Here is a 17158-nt window from a genome sequence, read left to right as displayed (position 1 = left end):
CCTCGCGCTCACGTGCGCTCGAGGTACTCCTCCGCCTCGGCGTCGAGCGCGCGGGCGATCGCCTCGGCCAGCGCCGGGTGGTCGGTGAGCTCCGGATCGCGGGCGACGACGTCGCGCGCCGCAACCCTGGCCTCCTCGATGACGTCGGCGTCGTGGACCACGCGCAGCAGGCGCAGCGAGGTGCGCCCCGACTGCGCGGCACCGAGCACGTCGCCCTCGCGGCGCTGCTCGAGGTCCGCCTCGGCGAGCACGAAGCCGTCGCGCGTACCGGCGAACGTCGTCAGGCGCTCCAGCGCCGGCGAGTCCGGCGGCGCGGCCGTGACCGCGAGACAGACGCCGGGCAGGCTGCCGCGGCCGATGCGCCCGCGCAGCTGGTGCAGCTGCGACAGCCCGAACCGGTCGGCGTCGAGGATCACCATCGCGCTCGCCAGCGGGACGTCGACGCCGACCTCGATCACCGTCGTCGCCACGAGCACGCCGATCGCGCCCGAGGCGAGGTCGTCCATCGCCGACTCCTTCTCCTCGCCGCTCATGCGGCCGTGGAGGCTGCCGATCGCGATCCCGGCCAGCGCGGGCTCCTCGCGCAGCTGCGCCACGACGTCCTCGACGGCGGCGAGCTCGCGGGGCGAGCCGCCGTCGCCGTCTCCTCGTCCGCCGTCGCCGTCCTCCTCGGGGCGGGGCGCGCCGTCGTCGGGCTCGACCTGGGTCGCGCTGATGCGCGGGCACACGACGTAGGCGCGCCGCCCCTGGCGCACCTCCTCGGCCACGCGGCTCCAGGTGCGCGCGAGCCAGGCCGCGTTGCCCGCCGGGACGACGTGCGTGACGACGTCGGCGCGCCCCGCGGGCACGTCGCGCAGCGTGGAGACCTCGAGGTCGCCGAAGACGGTCATGGCGACGGTGCGCGGGATCGGCGTCGCCGTCATCACGAGCAGGTGGGGCGCGGTGCGGCCCTTGGCGCGCAGGAGGTCGCGCTGCTCGACGCCGAAGCGGTGCTGCTCGTCGACCACCACGAGTCCGAGGTCGGCGAACTGCACGTGCTCCTGGAGCAGTGCGTGCGTGCCGACGACGATGCCCGCGCTCCCCCGGCCGCCTCCGCGAGCGCACGGCGGCGCTGCGCGGCGCTCTGCGACCCGGTCAGGAGCACGACGCGGGTGGCGTCCTCTCCCCCGCCGAGCATCCCCGCCTCGGCGAGCTCGCCGAGCATCGCGCGGATGGAGCGCTCGTGCTGCGCGGCGAGCACCTCGGTGGGGGCCAGGAGCGCGGCCTGACCGCCGGCGTCGACCACCTGGAGCATCGCGCGCAGCGCCACGACCGTCTTGCCGGAGCCGACCTCGCCCTGCAGGAGGCGCTGCATCGGCGTGGTGCGGGCGAGGTCGGCCCCGATCTGATCGCCGACCTCGCGCTGGCCGTCGGTGAGGGTGAAGGGCAGCCGGGCGTCGAACGCGGCGGCGATCCCGTCCGCACGGGGTTCCCGCGCCGCGGCGGGGACGGCGTCGGCCTGGGCGCGACGGCGGGCCATCGCCGCCTGCAGCACGAACGCCTCCTCGAAGCGCAGAGCGTCCTGCGCGCCGTCGTACTCCGCCATCGTCTCGGGGCCGTGCAGCAGACGGAGCGCGCGGGCGTGCTCGAGCTTCGAGCGCCGGCGCGCACGACGGACCGCCGGCGGAACCGGGTCGGGGAGGTCGGCGTCGGTCAACGTCTCCAGCTGCGCACCGATGACCGCGGCGATCTTGGTGCTGTCCAGCCCGCGGGTCTGGCCGTAGCGCAGCTGCGGGAAGGTCGCCCGGCGCTCGATCTCCTCCTCGCTCAGGTCGCTGTCGACGTCGGCGATGACGGGATGCGTCAGCTGCAGCGCACCGTTCTTGGTGCCGACGACGCCGTCGACCGTCACGCGCTTGCCGACCGGCAGGCGCTGCTCGAGGTAGGCGACGCGACCCGGGTGCGGGGCGAAGTAGACGATCGGGAGGCGGCGCACGCCGTCCGTGACCTCGATCGTCACGACGCTGCCGCGACGCGAGCGCATCGAGCGCGCCGTGAACGACGCGATGTCGACGATGAGGATGACGTGGTCGCCCAGGGTGAGGCTCGCGAGGTCGGTCAGCCTGCCGGGGTCCGCCACGCGCCGCGGGTAGTGCTCGAGCAGGTCGCGCACGGTGCGCAGGCCCAGGCGCTCGAACTTCTTCGCGTCGCCGGTGGTCAGACGCAGGCTGCGGTCGAGGGCGGGGGTGCGCACGACGCCGTCGCCGCCGTCACCGTCCGGGGACCCCTCGCGGAACGCGCGCGGCGTGCGGGCGTACAGCGGGATCGGCGGTGGCGGCTGCTCGTCGGGCACGCCGCGAGCCTACGGTGGGGCGTGCGTGCCGGGGCGAGGGCGGCACGAGGCTGTGGGCGGACCCGGGCTCGGGAGTGAGCCCGTGCCGACTTTGTCGCCCCACCGGGACTGGGGTACGCTTCTTCGGTTGCGTTGTGGCGGGTTGCTCGCTGCACTCCGGTAGGGCCAGCCCCGTGCGCGACGCCAGACAAGTTTCGCCGCCGGTCTTCCCGGCGGCCCACACCGAGGAGAACGACCGTGGCTTCGACCTGCGACGTGTGCGCGAAGCACCCGAGCTTCGGCAAGAGCGTCTCGCACTCGCACGTGCGGACCTCGCGCCGTTGGAACCCGAACATCCAGAAGGTGCGCACCGTCATCAACGGCACGCCCAAGCGCCTGAACGTGTGCACCTCCTGCCTCAAGGCGGGCAAGGTGACGCGCGCTCTCTGAGCCGCCCAGCCTCTGGTCACGAAGGCCGCCACCCCTCGGGGTGGCGGCCTTCGTCGTGCTCGGGGCCGGCGCTTCGGGCGCGCGATCGCGATCGTCAGGCGTCCAGCACGATCACCGGGCTCGACATCGGCTGGCGGTAGCCCTGCGCGACGACGTGCTCGAGGAAGCCCACCGGCAGCCACGTCCCGGTCACGAGCTGGGGGTGGCGGCGGTGGCGCCGCAGGGCCCACGAGGCGAAGATCAGCGCGGCCCACGGCGTGTGCAGGACCCAGCGCACGGGTCCTGACGTCGCCTCGCCGTAGACCTCGACGTGGTCGTCGGCCACGATCGACGCCGACGTGATCGCGCCCCAGCCCCAGAAGTAGACACCCGCGGGGGTCTGCAGGTGGAAGCTCTCCGCGCTCACAGTGATCTGCCCGGCGTCGTCGACGACCCAGCGCTGCTGCGCCGCCGCCTGCGCCGCACGCCGCCGTCCGCGGTTCCCGGCCGCCCGCGCGAGGGCCACCCCGCCGTCGCGGCGATCCCGATCGGCCCCGTGGCGAGGAAGATGCCGCCGCTGCGGGCGTAGCTCCCGTCGCCGAGGGCACGGAACACCAGGAGCTCGAACGGGCCCTGGGCCAGCAGGCGGTCGTGCGGCCCGCCCTGCGGAGCGAAGGTCGTCAGGATCTCGTGGGGCGGGACGGGGGCGCGCCCCTCGACCATCGCCGCGACGTACTCGCAGGTCTGCCACAGGATCGACTCCCGGCCCGTCCACGTCCCCTCGTCCCGCGCGGCCATGGCAGGAACTCTAGGCGAGGCCGATCCGGTCAGCGCCGGAAGTGGTCGAAGCCCTCGGCGGCGGGTGCTGCGCCGTCGACCGTGACGCCCGCGCCCGCGGCGGTTCGCGGCACGACGACGCCGATGCGGCGGAACGACGGCGGCAGCGGCACCGCCGCGGGGAAGGTCGCCAGCAGCGCGTGGTCCTCGCCGCCGGTGAGGACCCAGGCGAGCGGGTCCGCGTCGAGCTCCTCCGCGACCGCGGCGAGCGCCTCGACGTCGGGGGCGAGCAGCGCGGTCGTGAGATCGAGACCGCACCCGCTGGCGGCGGCGATGCGCCCGGCGTCGCGCACGAGGCCGTCGCTGACGTCCAGCATCGCGCTCGCCCCCGCGCGAGCCGCCTCCGGACCCGCGAGGAGCGGCGGGTCCGGGCGCAGATAGGTCGCGACGAGGTCGGTCGCGCCGTCGACCTCGTGGACGGACGCCGCGCCGCCGTCGGGCGCCGTTCGCGCGGTGAGGACCGCGAGCCCGGCGGCGGACCGGCCCAGCGTCCCGGCGACCGCGACGACGTCCCCGGGCGTGCGCCCGAGCGCAGGACGGGCGCGACGCCGTCGAGCTCGCCGAACGCCGTCACGCTGACCGCGATGCGCTCCCCGGCTGACAGGTCGCCGCCGACGACGCCGACGTCGTGCGGCGCACAGGCCTCCGCCAGGCCCCGGGCGAGGTCGACGACCCACGCGACCTCGACGTCGGCAGGGACGGCCAGCGTGACCACGAGGCTCGTGGGGCGCGCGCCCATCGCGGCGACGTCGGCGAGGTTCTGCGCAGCGGCGCGCACCCCGACGTCGGCGCCCGTGCTCCACGCGCGCCGGAAGTGGCGGTCCTCGACGAGGACGTCGGCGGTCACGACCAGCCGGCCGGTCAGGACGGTGACGACGGCGGCGTCGTCACCCGGGCCGAGATCGGTGGCACCGCCGCGGGGCAGCAGGGGGACGAAGCGTGCGAGGAGCTCGGTCTCGGTGAGGTCGGCGACGGTCTCGGGCACGAGGCCAGCCTAGGTCGCGGCGGCCTGGCGACGCGGCGGCACGGCGCGTGGGGCCGCCCTGGCGTGACGTAGGTTGGCGGGCGTGCCCGCACTCCCCCGCCGTCGCCTCCTCCCCGTGCTCCTGACCGCGGCAGCCCTGCTGGTGACGAGCGCGTGCGCGCGCGACGTGCCGCTCGAGCCCGCGCCGTCGGCGTCGGACCCGGTGTGCGCGCAGGTCCTGCAGACCACCCCGGGCGTCCTGGGCGGTGCCGAGCAGCGCCCGACGACGACGCAGTCCTCGCGGGCGTGGGGCGATCCGGCGATCACGCTGCGGTGCGGGGTCGAACCGCTCGCCCCGACGACCGACCGCTGCATCGCCGTCACGGGTGCCGACGGGACGACGATCGACTGGGTCGTCGCGGAGAACGACGACGTCGTCGGCACCGGCCCGGACGCCGACACCGCGCGCGGCCGGTTCATGTTCACGACCTACGGGCGCACACCGGCGATCGAGGTGATCGTCCCGGTCGAGTACGCGGGGACCGAGGCGACGTCGCTGCTCGTCGACCTGAGCTCCGCCGTCGCGCGGACGACGCAGACCAATCCCTGCCTGTAGGTCACCGGGACTCCGTAGAAGCGTCAACGCTCGCCCCGTAGACACCCATGATCGTTGCAATTATGCGGATCGTGAGGCCCAGATCACGTCGTCAGCCCTGGCCACGGCATGTTTCGGCCGCGTAACATCGATGTCGGAAAGCCCACAAGGCGCACCCCGACGAAAGCCGCACCGATGACCACCCTCACCATCTCCGACGTCCACGACGAGGCCCTCGCCCTCGTGCGCGAGGCCGTGACCGCCTATCTCCCCGTCGCCCGTGCGCGCCGGGTCGAGATGGACCCCCAGACCTGGTCGCTCGTGATCAACGAGGTCCGCGACGTCGTCGCGAAGACCGCCTGAGCCGAGCTCGACCGCACGCTTCGGCCGCGACCCGGCCGAGGACCCCGAGACGCGTCGCCGCTCCCCACCCGGGAGCAGCGGCGCGTCTCGTTCACTCACGAGGCCTTCCTGGACCCTCCCCGAGAGCTTCGCAGACGTTCCCCGAGAGGATTGCGGACCCTCCCCGAGAGGATTGGCGACACTCGGCGAGACGTTCGCCCACCCTCCCGAGACGTTGACCGCCCTTCCCGAGTGGACTGCGGACCGCCCGAAAGCTTCCGGGCCCTCGCAAGAGACTTCCGCTCAACGGCAAGGTGGTTCTTCTCCGCAACCACCTTGCCCCGGGTCGGTAATCCTCGAGAGCAGCGTCGCCGATCCTCTCGCCGAGCGTCGCCGATCCTCTCGGGGAGGGCCGGCAATCCTCTCACGGAGGGTCAGAAATGCTCTCGCGGAGGGTCGGAAAAGCTCTCGCGGAACGTCCACCGACCTCTCGGGAAGGTCAGCGGAGGCCGGTGGGGCGCTCCAGCGCCAGCTCGATCAGCTCCGTGATGAGCTCGGGGTAGGCCAGGCCCTCGTTCGCCCACAGGCTGGGGAACATCGAGAACGGCGTGAACCCCGGCATCGTGTTCACCTCGTTGACCACGAGGCCAGCGCCCGTGAAGAAGAGGTCCACGCGCGCGAGCCCTCGCACCCGAGCGCCTCGAACGCCTCGGCCGCGAGCGCGCGCGCCGCGTCCGCCACGTCCTCGGGCAGGCTCGCCGGCACCTCGAGCGACGTCGTCTCCGTGCCCGTGTACTTCGCCTCGAAGTCGTAGAACGCGTGCTCGCCGCCCACGACGATCTCGCCCGGCGCCGTCGTGCGCGGAGCGTCGAGACCGCGCCCGCCCAGCACCGCCACCTCGATCTCGCGCCCCTCGACGGCCGACTCCACGACCACCTTGGGGTCGTGCCGCCGCGCCTCCTCGATGGCCGCCACGAGCGCGTCGTCACCGCCCGGCGCACTGCGTACCACGCGGGTGATCCCCATGCTCGACCCGGCGCGCGCCGGCTTGACGAACACGACGTCGCTCAGCGCCGCCACGGCGTCGAGCGCCGCAGCCCGGTCCCGCTCCCACGCCGTGCGCGTGATCACGGTGTACGGCCCGACCGGCACGCCCGCCCCCGCCAGCAGCACCTTCATCGCGTGCTTGTCCATTCCCGCCGCCGACGCCAGCACCCCGGACCCCACGTAGGGCAGGTCGGTCAGCTCGAGCAGACCCTGGAGCGTCCCGTCCTCCCCGAACGGCCCGTGCAGCAGCGGCAGCACGACGTCGACGCCCTCGAGGACGCGGGCGGCCTGCGACGCGGGCGCGACGAGCACGCGCCCCCGGTCGGCGCCGAACGCCCAAGCGATCGCCGGGTGGTCGGCCGCCGTCACCTCGGGCAGCCGCGTGCCCTCGATCCGCAGCGGCTCCGGGTCGTCCGGGAGCAGCAGCCACGATCCGTCGCGCGCGATCCCGATCGGCACGACGTCGAACCGCGTGCGGTCGACGGCGGAGAGCACCCCCGCCGCCGTCGCGCACGAGATCGCGTGCTCGCTGCTGCGCCCGCCGAAGATGATCGCCACTCGAGTCCTACTCACCCGGCGAGACTACGCGGCGCCGAGTCGGCCGCAGCGGACCGCCGCGCTTAGGGTCGGGGTCATGACGCGACGCCCCCGCCCCGCCACGGTGGTCGTCGAGGCGGGGCGCCCCGAGCGCACGCCCGGCGCGCCCGTGAACTCCCCGATCGTGATGTCCAGCACCTACGTCGGCCACGAGCACCCCGGGCCGGGCGAGAAGGTCTACGCCCGCATCGGCACCGAGTCCTGGGAGCCGCTCGAGGAGGCGCTCGGCGAGCTCGAGAACGCCGGTCGGCCGGGCCTCCTGTTCGCCTCCGGGATGGCCGCGATCAGTGCGGCGCTCGACCTCACCGCGGTCGGCGGCGCCGTCGTCGCACCCCGCCACGCATACCACGAGTCGCTCGTCGCGCTGCGGTACCTGAGCGAGCGATCCGGGGTGGAGCCCCGCCTGGTGGACATCGCCGACACCGACGCGGTCCTCGCCGCGATCCGGGGTGAGAACGGGGTCGACGGCGCTGCACCCCCGTACCCGCCGCCCTCGTCTGGCTCGAGACCCCGACCAACCCGATGCTCGAGATCGCCGACATCGCCGCGATCTCGGCAGCCGCGCACGAGGTGGGCGCGATCGTCGTCGTCGACAACACGTTCGCGACGCCGCTCCTGCAGCGACCCCTCGAGCTCGGCGCCGACGTCGTGGTCCACTCCGTGACGAAGTACCTGGCGGGACACTCCGACGTCGTGCTCGGCGCCGTGCTCGCACGCGACGAGACGCTGCTCGCCCGCGTGCGCCAGCGCCGCACGACCGCCGGCGGCGTTGCCGGCCCGTTCGAGGCCTGGCTCGCGATGCGCGGCCTGCGGACCCTGGCCCTGCGCGTCGAGCGCGCGCAGGACAACGCCGCCGAGCTGGCGCGCCGCCTGCGCGAGCACCCGGCCGTGCACGCCGTCGCCTACCCCGGCCTTCCCGACCACCCGCAGCACGAGCTCGCCACGCGTCAGATGGACGGTTACGGCTCGATCCTCACGCTGCGCGTGCGCGGCGGCGCGGCCGCGGCGGCCCGCCTCACCGGCGCCGTCCGGCGCTGGCTGCCCGCGACGTCGCTCGGCGGGGTGGAGTCGATGATCGAGCGTCGGCGCCGCTGGCCCAACGAGGCGCCGACCGTCCCCGAGGACCTGCTGCGCGTCAGCGTCGGCATCGAGGACGTCGACGACCTGTGGGACGACCTCGCGCAGGCGCTGACGGCGTCGCAGGAGGACGTCCCGTCTTGAGGTGAGGGTGTCCCGTCCTGAGGTGTGACCGGCACGTCCTCGCGGACCGCCCCGCCCTGACCTGCGACGATGCCGCGACCGCTCACCGGGACGAGCCGTCGCACCTCACGACGGGACCGTCACACCTCACGACGGGACGCGACCACGGCCGCCACGGCGCGCGGCAGTCGACGGCGCAGGTCCGGCTGCGCGTCCGGCGGCAGGTCGTCCACCGGCCACCAGGCGACGTCGTCGCTCTCGTCGCTGACCACGATCGCGCTCCCGCGCGGCGCCAGCGCCACGAACCCGACGTCCCAGTGCGCCCGGCAGCTGAAGCGCTCCCCCAGCGTGTGGCGGTCGACGTCCACCGGGACCTCGGAGGCGAGCACGACGTCGGGGAACCCGCTCTCCTCCTCGGCCTCGCGCCGCGCCGCGGCCGCCAGCGTCGCGTCCGCGTCCTCGACGTGCCCGCCGACCTGCAGCCACGCCCCGGCCTTGCGGTGCAGCGTGAGCAGCACGTGGCTCAGGTCCTCGGAGAGCACGAACGTGGAGGCGGTGAGGTGCTCCGGCCCGCCGCCCTTGCGCAGCGCGTCCCCACCGCGATCGAGCACGAGCGCGACGTACTCCTCGCGCAGCGCGCGCTGGGCGTCGTCGGCCGGGTGCATCGCGCGGAGGTCGCGCACGACGGCGGCGCACCGGTCGGCCGGCGACGTCACCGTCGCTGCGGGCGGGAGGTCGACGGCGAGGGCGTCACGGTCGGCGCGTGGGTTCTCGGGCACCGTCCGACGCTAGGGCACCCGCGTCGTCGACGGCGCCGCCGTCCGGAGGACGGCCGTCGTGCGGCAGGGTCGGGGCGATCGACCTTCCACCCCTCGCCACCCGGCGGTCCGCCGGTGTTCACCGTGACGTCACCGCAGCAGGCTGGGCTGGGGTGCGGCGGTCGCGCGACCGCCGTCACCGACAGGAAGAGACCATGAGCTCAGCACGCACGCCTCTGCGCCGCACGTGCGCCGGCCTCGCCACCGCCGGCCTGGCCCTCGCGATCACCGTCCCCGCCGCCGCGGCACCCGGCGCGGGAGCCACCTCCGACGGGCCGAAGAACATCATCGTGATGGTGGGTGACGGCATGGGGTACAACCACGTCGACGCCGCCTCGCTCTACCAGCACGGCACCTCGTTCCACCAGGTCGCGGTCGACCCCGCCGCCGGGACGATCGACCACGTGCCGGGCACCGCCTCGCAGGTCTACCAGTCCTTCGACGTGCAGGTCGGCATGTCCACGTTCGCGGCGAACGGCCGCGGCTACTACGACCCCGAGGAGTCGTGGGGCGACTTCGAGTGGAACAAGCAGGGTCCGACCGACTCCGCGGCCTCGGGCACGGCGCTCGCCACCGGCGTGAAGACGGTCAACGGTCGTCTCGGCGTCGACGCCGAGGGGACGTTCGCGAAGAACGTCGCCGAGCGCGCGAGCGAGACGGGCCGCGCGACCGGTGTCGTCTCCTCCGTGCAGTTCGCCCACGCCACCCCGGCGGCCTGGGGCGCGCACAACGCGAACCGCAACGACAACCACGGCATCGGCGACGAGATGATCGACGGTCCCCTGGACGTCATCATCGGGGCCGGCCACCCGCACTTCGACGACGACGCGCAGCCCCGCCCCGCGAACTACTCGTGGCTCAGCGAGCCCACCTACCAGCGCCTCGTGGACGGCCAGACCCCCCGCACGTTCGTCGAGACCACCGACGGTCTGCGCGCGATCGCCGACGGCACCGACGTCCCCGACTCGCTGTTCGGCCTCGTCCCCGTCGCCACCACCCTCCAGCAGGCACGCTCCGGCGAGTCCGAGGGTCAGCTGCCGTTCGAGGTGCCGGCCAACGACGTCCCCGACCTGCCCGAGCTGAGCCGCGCCGCGCTGAACGTCCTGGAGAAGGACGAGGACGGCCTGTTCCTCATGATCGAGGGCGGCGCGATCGACTGGACGGGCCACGCCAACGAGACGACGCGCAACATCGAGGAGACCCTCGACTTCAACGCGGCCGTCGAGACGGTCGTGGACTGGGTGGAGACCGAGTCCTCGTGGGAGGAGACCCTCGTCGTCGTCACGGCCGACCACGAGACCGGCTACCTCGACGGCGCCGACTCGGACCCGTCGTGGACCCCGCTGACCGGTGAGAAGGGCCAGCTCCCGCGCGAGGCCTGGTTCTCGGGCGACCACACCAACCAGCTCGTCCCGCTCTACGCCCAGGGTGCGGGTGCCGACGTCCTGGCCTCCTACGCCGTCGGCAGCGACCCGGTGCGCGGCGACTACCTCGACAACACCGACGTCGCGAGGGTCGCGTTCGAGCTGTGGGGCGAGCGCGACGCCGCCGGCGAGGGCGAGATCCCGGTCAACGCCCTCGTGCCCGTCCCGGGGGCGCAGGACGGCTCCCTCACCCTCAGCGTCGGCGACTTCGGTGACGGCGTGAACCTGTCGGCGCCCGCGAACGTCGGCGACCGCCTGCGCATGACGGCCGCGCTGCCCACCTTCTCCGTCACCGACTCGCGCTCGCACGCGCAGGCCGGCACCGGCGGCTGGGCCCTGTCGGGGCAGTCCTCCGACCTCGTCTCGGGCGAGCGCGTCCTGCGCGCCGACCACCTCGGCTGGCAGCCCGGCATCCGTGGCGAGCGACCGGGCGTCACGCCCGGGTCGAAGGTCGTCACGGCGGTCGACGGCGGTGAGGGCCTCGCGGTCCCGAGCCTGCTCGCCCGCGCCGGCACCGAGGGCCGCCTCGGCACGACCGACGTCGCGACCGAGCTCTTCCTCGAGCTGCCCGTGACCACGCAGCCCGGCGACTACGCCGGCACGGTCGCGGTCTCGCTCTTCCCGGTCGACTGACCGGCCGACCGTGCGGCCGGCCCTCCGGCCGTCGCACGGTCCTCACCGTCGTGCTCCGGGACCGTCACGGTTCCGGAGCACGACGGCGTCACCCGCACCGCCCGCTCCCCCTCGAGGTCCGCCGTGTCCCACCGCCGCCCGCTCCTGCGTCCCGCCCTCGCGATCGCCGCAGCCCTGCTCACACTCGCACCCGCCGCCTCGGCCGCCTCGGCCGCGCCCCAGAATCCCGACGGCGCAGCCCCCTCCGCGGGCGCCACCACCTGGTCCCTGGGCCCCGCCGGGCAGGACGGCCCGGACTCGCGCACGTCGCTGCGGTTCGAGATCGACCCGGGCGGCAGCGGCGAGGACCGCGTCGCGCTGCGGAACTTCTCCGACCGGGCGGTGACGTTCGACGTGTACCCGAGCGACGGCGTCGTGACCGCCGACGGCGTGTTCGACGTCCTCCCGCCGGGCGCCCCGCCGCAGGCCGCCGGCTCGTGGGTCGCGGTGGGCGACGGCGCCCCGGGCGAGAGCGTGCAGGTCACCGTGGACGCCGTCACCGACGTCGTGCTCCCCGTCCGGCTCGACGTGCCGGCGGACGTGACCCCGGGCGACCACCCGGTCGGCCTGGTGGCGCAGCCCTCGGCCGCGGCGGGCGAGGTGGTCGGCCTCGACACGCGCGTCGGTACGCGGCTCCACCTCCGGGTGGCCGGCGACGTCGTCCCGACCTTCGAGGTCACCGGCGTCACCCCTGTCTGGGCGCCGTCGTGGAACCCGTTCGCGCCCGGCACCCTCGACCTGGACGTCACCCTCGCCAACACCGGCAACGTCCGCCTCGGCGCGAGCACGAGCGCGACGGCGGCCGCCGTGCTCGGCCCGGTGACGGAGGTCGACGCCGTCGGCGTGCGCGAGATCCTGCCCGGTGACACCGCGACCGTGCGGCTGCCCGTGGGCGAGGTGTGGCCGCTGCTGCGGACCGGTGGTCAGGTGCGCGCCACGCCCATGACGGTCGGCGACGACGCCGCGCTCGACCTCACGACCGTCACCTCCTCGTGGAGCGCGTGGCTCGTGCCGTGGCCGCAGCTCGTCGCGCTCGCGGCCCTGGTGGCGGCCGTCGTCGTCGCGCTCCGGCTGCGCCGTCGCCGTCGGTCCGCGGTCCAGCGCCGGATCGACGCCGCGGTCAGCGAGGCGCTCGCGCGCGAGCCCGCCGGGGTCTGAGCCCGGCCGCGCCTCAGTCCTCCGGCCGGGGCGGCCGGTCCACGAGGGAGGCGACAGTCTCGGGCACGGTGCGCCCCTCGTGCACGATCCCCACGACGGCCGAGATGATCGACGTCGTCACCCCGTGCTGCTGCGCGAGGTCCAGGATGGAGCGGCAGGACTTGGCGCCCTCCGCCGTCGACCCGATCTCCTCGATCGCGGCCTCGAGGCTCTCGCCCCGCCCCAGCAGCGAGCCGAGGCGGTGGTTGCGCGAGAGCGGCGAGGAGCAGGTGGCGATGAGGTCGCCCATGCCGGCCAGTCCCGCGAAGGTGGCGGGCTGCGCGCCCACCGCGGCACCGAGCCGCGCCGCCTCGGACAGCCCGCGCGTCATGATCGAGGCCATGGTGTTGTCGCCGTAGCCGAGCCCCTGGGCGATCCCGACGGCGAGCGCGATCACGTTCTTGACCGCTCCCCCGATCTCGACGCCGATCACGTCGGTCGAGGTGAAGGTGCGGAAGTAGGGCGTCGCGCACGCCTGGGCGACGCGCAGCGCGACCGCCTCGTCCTCGCAGGCCACGACCGTCGTGGTCGGCTGGCGCTGGGCGATCTCGCCCGCGAGGTTCGGCCCCGACACGACGGCGACGCGATCGCGCGGCAGGTCCCACACGCCCGCGAGGACCTGGCTCATGCGCTCGTCGGACCCGAGCTCCACGCCCTTCATCAGGCTGACGACGACGGCGCCTCGCGGCACCGCCGCGCGGTACGGCGCGAGCACCTCGCGCACCACCTGCGAGGGCAGGGCGACGACCACCAGCTCGGCACCCTCCAGCACCGCGGTCAGGTCGGTGTCGGCGCGCACGGTGTCGGGCAGTTCCACGCCGGGCAGGTAGGTCGTGTTCACGTGTCGCTGCGTGATCGCCTCGGCGGTGGCGGCCGACTTCGCCCAGATGACGACGTCGTGGCCCGCGTCCGCGAGCACCTGGGCGAAGGTCGTCCCCCAGCTGCCCGAGCCGAGGACGGCGCAGCGCATCACAGGCCCGCCGCCCGGCGGTCGAACGGCGTCACGGGCGGCTCGCCGCCCCGCAGCTGCACGAGCTGCGCGGTGATCGCCCCCATGATCCGCGCGGTCGCCTCGGTCAGCGCCGCGGCGTCGGTCCGGCCGACGAGGTCGCCGAGGTCGACGGGCTCGCCCACCAGCACCTGCATCCGGGTGCGGGGCAGCAGCCGCGGCAGCTTCGCACGTGGCGGGAGCAGCGTGCTCGCACCCCACTGCGCCACCGGCACGACGGGCGCGCCGCTGGTGAGTGCCAGGCGCGCGACGCCGGTGCGCGCGACCATCGGCCAGCCGTCGGGGTCGAGCGTGAGGGTGCCCTCGGGGAAGATCAGCACGCACTCCCCGGCCGCGAGCGCGCGGCGCGCGCCCTCGAGCGAGTCGGCGGCGTTGCGGGTGTTGCGGTGCACCGGGATCTGACCCGACCCGCGCAGCAGCCGGCCGAGAATCGGCACGCGGAAAAGCTCCGCCTTCGCCATGATCCGCGGGGGCGCGCCGTTGTCGTAGAGGGAGTGCGCCGTCGTGACCGGGTCCAGCAACGAGACGTGGTTGGCGGCGACGATGACCCCACCCTCGCGGGGCAGGCGTTCCATGCCGCGCCAGTCCTTGCCCGAGACCAGGGCCAGCAGCGGCTTGACCACCCCCGCGATGCCTCGGTAGGTGAGGGAGTACCGGCGCGGGCTGCGGTTCGCGGGGGTGTCGTTCACGGTCGCCGATCCTAGCCGGGCGGCGTCACAGCCACCCGCGGGCGCGCGCCAGCCGCGCCGCCTCGTGGCGGTTGGCCACGCCGAGCTTGGCGACGGCGGAGGACAGGTAGTTGCGCACCGTCCCGCTCGCGAGGTGGGCGCGGCGGGCGATCTCCTCGACGGGGGCGCCCGCCGCGGCGAGCTCGAGCACGTCGGCCTCGCGCGCGGTCAGCGGCGAGTCGCCCGAGGCGATGGCCTCGGCGGCGAGCTCGGGGTCGACGTAGCGGCCGCCGTCGTGCACCTGCCGGATCGCGGTGGCCAGCACGCTCGCCGACGCCGTCTTCGGCAGGAAGGCCCGCACCCCGCTCGCGAACGCGCGCTTGAGGTAGCCGGGGCGGCCGTGCGAGGTGACGATGACGACGCCGCAGGCGGGGACGGAGGTCGCGAGCGCCTGCGCCACCTCGATCCCGTCCGCGCCGGGCATCTGCAGGTCGAGCACCGCGACGTCGGGCTCCAGCCGCGGGGCGAGGGCGATCGCCTCCGTCCCCGAACCGGCGCGGCCGACGATCTCGAGGTCGTCCTCGAGGTCGAGCAGGGTCGCGACGGCGTCGCGGATCAGCGCCTCGTCGTCGGCGATCATGATGCGGATCACGGTGTCTCCCCTTCCGGGACGGTCGCCGTCAGGGTGGCGACGTCGTCGGTGATGGTGGTGGTCAGGGTGCCGTGCAGGGGCGCGAGACGCTCGGCGAGCCCGCGCAGGCCGTTCCCGCGGCCGACGGCGCGGGGTTCGCCCGCCGCTGGGGCGACGTCCCCGTGCGCACCCGCCGGGACCCGCGCGGAGGCACCGTCGTTGCGGATCGTGAGGCGCCACGCGGCGGAGACGCCGGCGTCGGTCCCGGCGTCGGTCCCGGAGCCGGTGGCGGTCGACGGCGGTGCGAGCTCGAGCGTGCACCACGTCGCGCGCGAGTGGCGCACGACGTTCGTGACGGCCTCGCGCACGACGGCACCGAGCGCGTCCTGGACGGCGGGGGCGGCGGGCCCTGCGCCCTCACCGCTGCCGCCACCTCCGCCGTCGCCCGCCGCTCCCCCGCCCTCGACCGTGACGCGGATGCCCGTGGAGTCGAGCACCGCGCGGGCGCCCGCGAGCTCGGTGCGCAGGTCGGTGGCGCGGTAGCCGCTGACGAGGGCACGGACCTGCTGAAGCGACTCCTGGGCGACCTGGTTGACCTCGACCATCTCCTGCTCGGCGCGCGCGTCCCCGCGACGGGCAAGGGTGGCGGCGAGCTCGCTCTTCACGGCGACGACGGCGAGCGCGCGCCCCACGACGTCGTGGATGTCGCGCGAGATCCGCAGCCGCTCCTCAGCGACGGCGACGGTCGCGTGCGACTCGCGGCTCACCTCGAGCTCGCGCACCACCTCGAGGATCCAGACGGTGATGCGGAAGCTCGCGCCCATCGCGAGCAGGACGAACGTGTAGGCCGGGAGGAGGACGAGAACGCCGTCGTGGGTGCTGCCGACCTGGGCGGCCGTGATGACCGCGAGCACCACCAGCAGCATCAGACCGACGACCCGCATGCCCCAGCGGGCCGACAGCGCCCCGACGGTCGCGAGCCCGATGACGGCGATCGCGGTCGAGCGCGGGATCGAGGCGAGGATCGGCTCGGCGGGTCCGTCGAGCGGGAGGACGACGACGATCGCGACGACGACCGCCGCCGTCGTGATCGCCAGCGGCGTGAGCCCGCGGAAGCCGCGGTGGGGATCGGTGCGGCGCAGCGCGGCGCCCATCGCGTGGATGCAGGCGGCGGTGTGGACGACGACGAGCACCAGGAGGAGGGCGACGCCGAGGCCGTCGAGCTCGGGGGCGCCGGGGGCGAGCGGGGCGAACTCGGTCAGGAGCGAGGCGATGAGGACGGGTTCACCGATCGCCAGCAGGATGAGCGACCACTTCGTGTAGCCCTCGACCCAGCGCACGTTCCTGCCGACCATGCCCCCAGCCTGTCACCCGCGCGCGCGGCGCGCCGCTGACATGTGTCACGGACCCGCGGCCCCAGCGGCGCGCCCGACCCGGTTCACGGATCGACTGTGACGACCCGCACGGATAACCGACCGACTGTTGCGCTCGGCACGGATAGGGCGCGCTATCCGTGCGGGGCGTCACAGTCGATCCGCGGGCTAGGGGCGGACGAGCTCGGGAACGGCCGTCGTCGAGCACCCGGACCTGCGCGGCGCCCGGTGCGTTCCACCGGACGACGGCGCCCCACACCCGGGGTTGCGTCAAGCCTGCTTGACATGGTCCACTGGGAGTCAAGCACGCTTGACACCAAGGGGGAGACATGAGGCAGCAGCGTGAGCACAGCATCTCGACCGACCGACGCACCACGACGCGTACCGGGCATGTCAGGTTCGGGTCCCGGCGAACACCTGCACTCGCCGTCGCGCTCCCGACGGGCCTGGTTCTGGCCGCAGGATTCGGCGTCGTCGCCGCAGCTGCCGGGATCGCGAACGGTCCGTTCTGGGCGGTAGCCGCCTTCTTCGGACTGATCTCCACGTGGGCGTTCGTGGCGCTGGTGTGGATCGCGGTCGTTGATCCGGACAGTCTCCGGGGCCGCGCCCCGCGAACGGAGGAATCGGTCGAGAGCGCGTGGTTCGAGAAGGCTGCCAGCGCGAGCTTCACCGACCTCGTCATCGTGAGCGGCCTGGCGCTCGCCGCGGTCGCGGTCACCGACGTGGAGATCTCCGCGATCCTCGTCCTGACGGGTGTCGTCGTGATCAGCCTCGCGGACCTCTCCGTCCGTTATCTCCTGAACCGGGGTCGTGGCTGACGTGCGCACGTCGCTCACCGACCGTCGCCGCGAGCGCGGGTGGTCCCAGCAGACCCTCGCCGAACACGCAGGCGTCAGCCGACAGACGATCATCTCGATCGAGAAGGGACGATTCGACCCCTCGCTCCCCCTCGCCTTCCGTCTCGCACGGGTGCTCGAGGTGACGATCGAGGAACTCTTCACCCCTGACGACTGACGCCGGCTCGTCCCGCCGCACACTCCGACA

General features: G+C 74.4%; 16 protein-coding genes and 3 pseudogenes. 8 read left to right on the top strand and 11 right to left on the bottom strand.

Annotation, left to right across the window (positions count from 1 at the left end; all coding sequences use genetic code 11):
- Positions 1-8 precede the first annotated feature (8 nt).
- Together QQK22_RS18540 and QQK22_RS18535 are read right to left on the bottom strand one after the other, a co-directional pair.
- Positions 9-1034 carry a helicase-related protein gene (locus QQK22_RS18540; protein ID WP_348525491.1) on the bottom strand — a complete coding sequence of 342 codons (1026 nt, stop codon included), beginning with the start codon at positions 1032-1034 and terminating at the stop codon, positions 9-11.
- Positions 923-2332, bottom strand: coding sequence for a DEAD/DEAH box helicase (locus tag QQK22_RS18535; protein ID WP_348525490.1), 1410 nt, complete (start codon positions 2330-2332; stop codon positions 923-925). Before QQK22_RS18535 ends, QQK22_RS18540 begins: the two co-directional genes overlap by 112 nt.
- Before the next feature lie 237 nt (positions 2333-2569).
- Here QQK22_RS18535 and rpmB point away from each other — a divergent pair, with 237 nt between their 5' ends.
- On the top strand, positions 2570-2761 hold the full coding sequence (gene rpmB, locus QQK22_RS04070) for a 50S ribosomal protein L28 (protein WP_284249594.1): 192 nt from the start codon (positions 2570-2572) through the stop codon (positions 2759-2761).
- Positions 2762-2855: 94 nt separating this feature from the next.
- Here rpmB and QQK22_RS04065 read toward each other — a convergent pair whose 3' ends face one another.
- The 3 genes and pseudogenes from QQK22_RS04065 to QQK22_RS04055 form a co-directional block, all read right to left on the bottom strand.
- Positions 2856-3167 carry a hypothetical protein gene (locus QQK22_RS04065; RefSeq protein WP_284249592.1) on the bottom strand — a complete coding sequence of 104 codons (312 nt, stop codon included), beginning with the start codon at positions 3165-3167 and terminating at the stop codon, positions 2856-2858.
- Complete coding sequence (locus QQK22_RS04060) at positions 3164-3538, bottom strand: hypothetical protein (protein ID WP_284249590.1); 375 nt, start codon at positions 3536-3538, stop codon at positions 3164-3166. The genes QQK22_RS04065 and QQK22_RS04060 overlap by 4 nt, the downstream gene beginning before the upstream one ends.
- A 29-nt stretch (positions 3539-3567) precedes the next feature.
- A pseudogene (locus QQK22_RS04055) lies at positions 3568-4562 on the bottom strand (thiamine-phosphate kinase).
- 82 nt (positions 4563-4644) lie between these two features.
- Here QQK22_RS04055 and QQK22_RS04050 point away from each other — a divergent pair.
- Positions 4645-5157: a DUF3515 family protein gene (locus QQK22_RS04050; RefSeq protein ID WP_284249588.1), complete on the top strand. Its 513-nt coding sequence runs from the start codon at positions 4645-4647 to the stop codon at positions 5155-5157.
- Positions 5158-5331: 174 nt separating this feature from the next.
- On the top strand, positions 5332-5499 hold the full coding sequence (locus QQK22_RS04045; RefSeq protein ID WP_284249586.1) for a hypothetical protein: 168 nt from the start codon (positions 5332-5334) through the stop codon (positions 5497-5499).
- Positions 5500-5977: 478 nt separating this feature from the next.
- Here QQK22_RS04045 and QQK22_RS04040 read toward each other — a convergent pair.
- Positions 5978-7098 (bottom strand): annotated as a pseudogene (locus tag QQK22_RS04040) (D-alanine--D-alanine ligase family protein).
- Between the two features lie 61 nt (positions 7099-7159).
- Here QQK22_RS04040 and QQK22_RS04035 point away from each other — a divergent pair.
- A pseudogene (locus tag QQK22_RS04035) lies at positions 7160-8343 on the top strand (trans-sulfuration enzyme family protein).
- Between the two features lie 119 nt (positions 8344-8462).
- Here QQK22_RS04035 and QQK22_RS04030 read toward each other — a convergent pair.
- Positions 8463-9101 carry an NUDIX domain-containing protein gene (locus QQK22_RS04030; protein WP_284249585.1) on the bottom strand — a complete coding sequence of 213 codons (639 nt, stop codon included), beginning with the start codon at positions 9099-9101 and terminating at the stop codon, positions 8463-8465.
- 194 nt (positions 9102-9295) lie between these two features.
- On the opposite strand from QQK22_RS04030, the gene QQK22_RS04025 reads away from it, so the two are divergent.
- Both QQK22_RS04025 and QQK22_RS04020 read left to right on the top strand, forming a co-directional pair.
- Entirely contained in the window at positions 9296-11197 is a 1902-nt protein-coding gene (locus QQK22_RS04025; RefSeq protein ID WP_284249584.1) for an alkaline phosphatase, read from the top strand.
- Between the two features lie 123 nt (positions 11198-11320).
- Entirely contained in the window at positions 11321-12394 is a 1074-nt protein-coding gene (locus tag QQK22_RS04020; RefSeq protein ID WP_284249583.1) for a COG1361 family protein, read from the top strand.
- Positions 12395-12407: 13 nt separating this feature from the next.
- Here QQK22_RS04020 and QQK22_RS04015 read toward each other — a convergent pair whose 3' ends face one another.
- The 4 genes from QQK22_RS04015 to QQK22_RS04000 are packed head-to-tail and all read right to left on the bottom strand — an operon-like array spanning position 12408 to position 16096.
- On the bottom strand, positions 12408-13403 hold the full coding sequence (locus QQK22_RS04015) for an NAD(P)H-dependent glycerol-3-phosphate dehydrogenase (RefSeq protein ID WP_284249582.1): 996 nt from the start codon (positions 13401-13403) through the stop codon (positions 12408-12410).
- A complete protein-coding gene (locus QQK22_RS04010; RefSeq protein ID WP_284249581.1) occupies positions 13403-14131 on the bottom strand; it encodes a lysophospholipid acyltransferase family protein in 729 nt (242 codons plus the stop codon). The genes QQK22_RS04015 and QQK22_RS04010 overlap by 1 nt, the downstream gene beginning before the upstream one ends.
- A gap of 25 nt (positions 14132-14156) precedes the next feature.
- Positions 14157-14762 carry a response regulator transcription factor gene (locus QQK22_RS04005; RefSeq protein WP_284249579.1) on the bottom strand — a complete coding sequence of 202 codons (606 nt, stop codon included), beginning with the start codon at positions 14760-14762 and terminating at the stop codon, positions 14157-14159.
- Positions 14759-16096 carry a sensor histidine kinase gene (locus tag QQK22_RS04000; RefSeq protein WP_284249577.1) on the bottom strand — a complete coding sequence of 446 codons (1338 nt, stop codon included), beginning with the start codon at positions 16094-16096 and terminating at the stop codon, positions 14759-14761. The genes QQK22_RS04005 and QQK22_RS04000 overlap by 4 nt, the downstream gene beginning before the upstream one ends.
- A gap of 347 nt (positions 16097-16443) precedes the next feature.
- Here QQK22_RS04000 and QQK22_RS03995 point away from each other — a divergent pair, with 347 nt between their 5' ends.
- Positions 16444-16932 carry a hypothetical protein gene (locus tag QQK22_RS03995; RefSeq protein WP_284249575.1) on the top strand — a complete coding sequence of 163 codons (489 nt, stop codon included), beginning with the start codon at positions 16444-16446 and terminating at the stop codon, positions 16930-16932.
- Between the two features lies 1 nt (position 16933).
- The gene (locus QQK22_RS03990) at positions 16934-17128 is read left to right on the top strand and encodes a helix-turn-helix transcriptional regulator (RefSeq protein WP_284252525.1); all 195 of its coding nucleotides are present in this window, start codon (positions 16934-16936) and stop codon (positions 17126-17128) included.
- The last annotated feature ends 30 nt before the right edge of the window (positions 17129-17158 follow it).

Source organism: Litorihabitans aurantiacus, from assembly GCF_030161595.1.
In the GTDB taxonomy this organism is placed as follows: Bacteria; Actinomycetota; Actinomycetes; order Actinomycetales; family Beutenbergiaceae; genus Litorihabitans; species Litorihabitans aurantiacus.
This window is presented reverse-complemented; position numbering and strand designations above follow the sequence as displayed.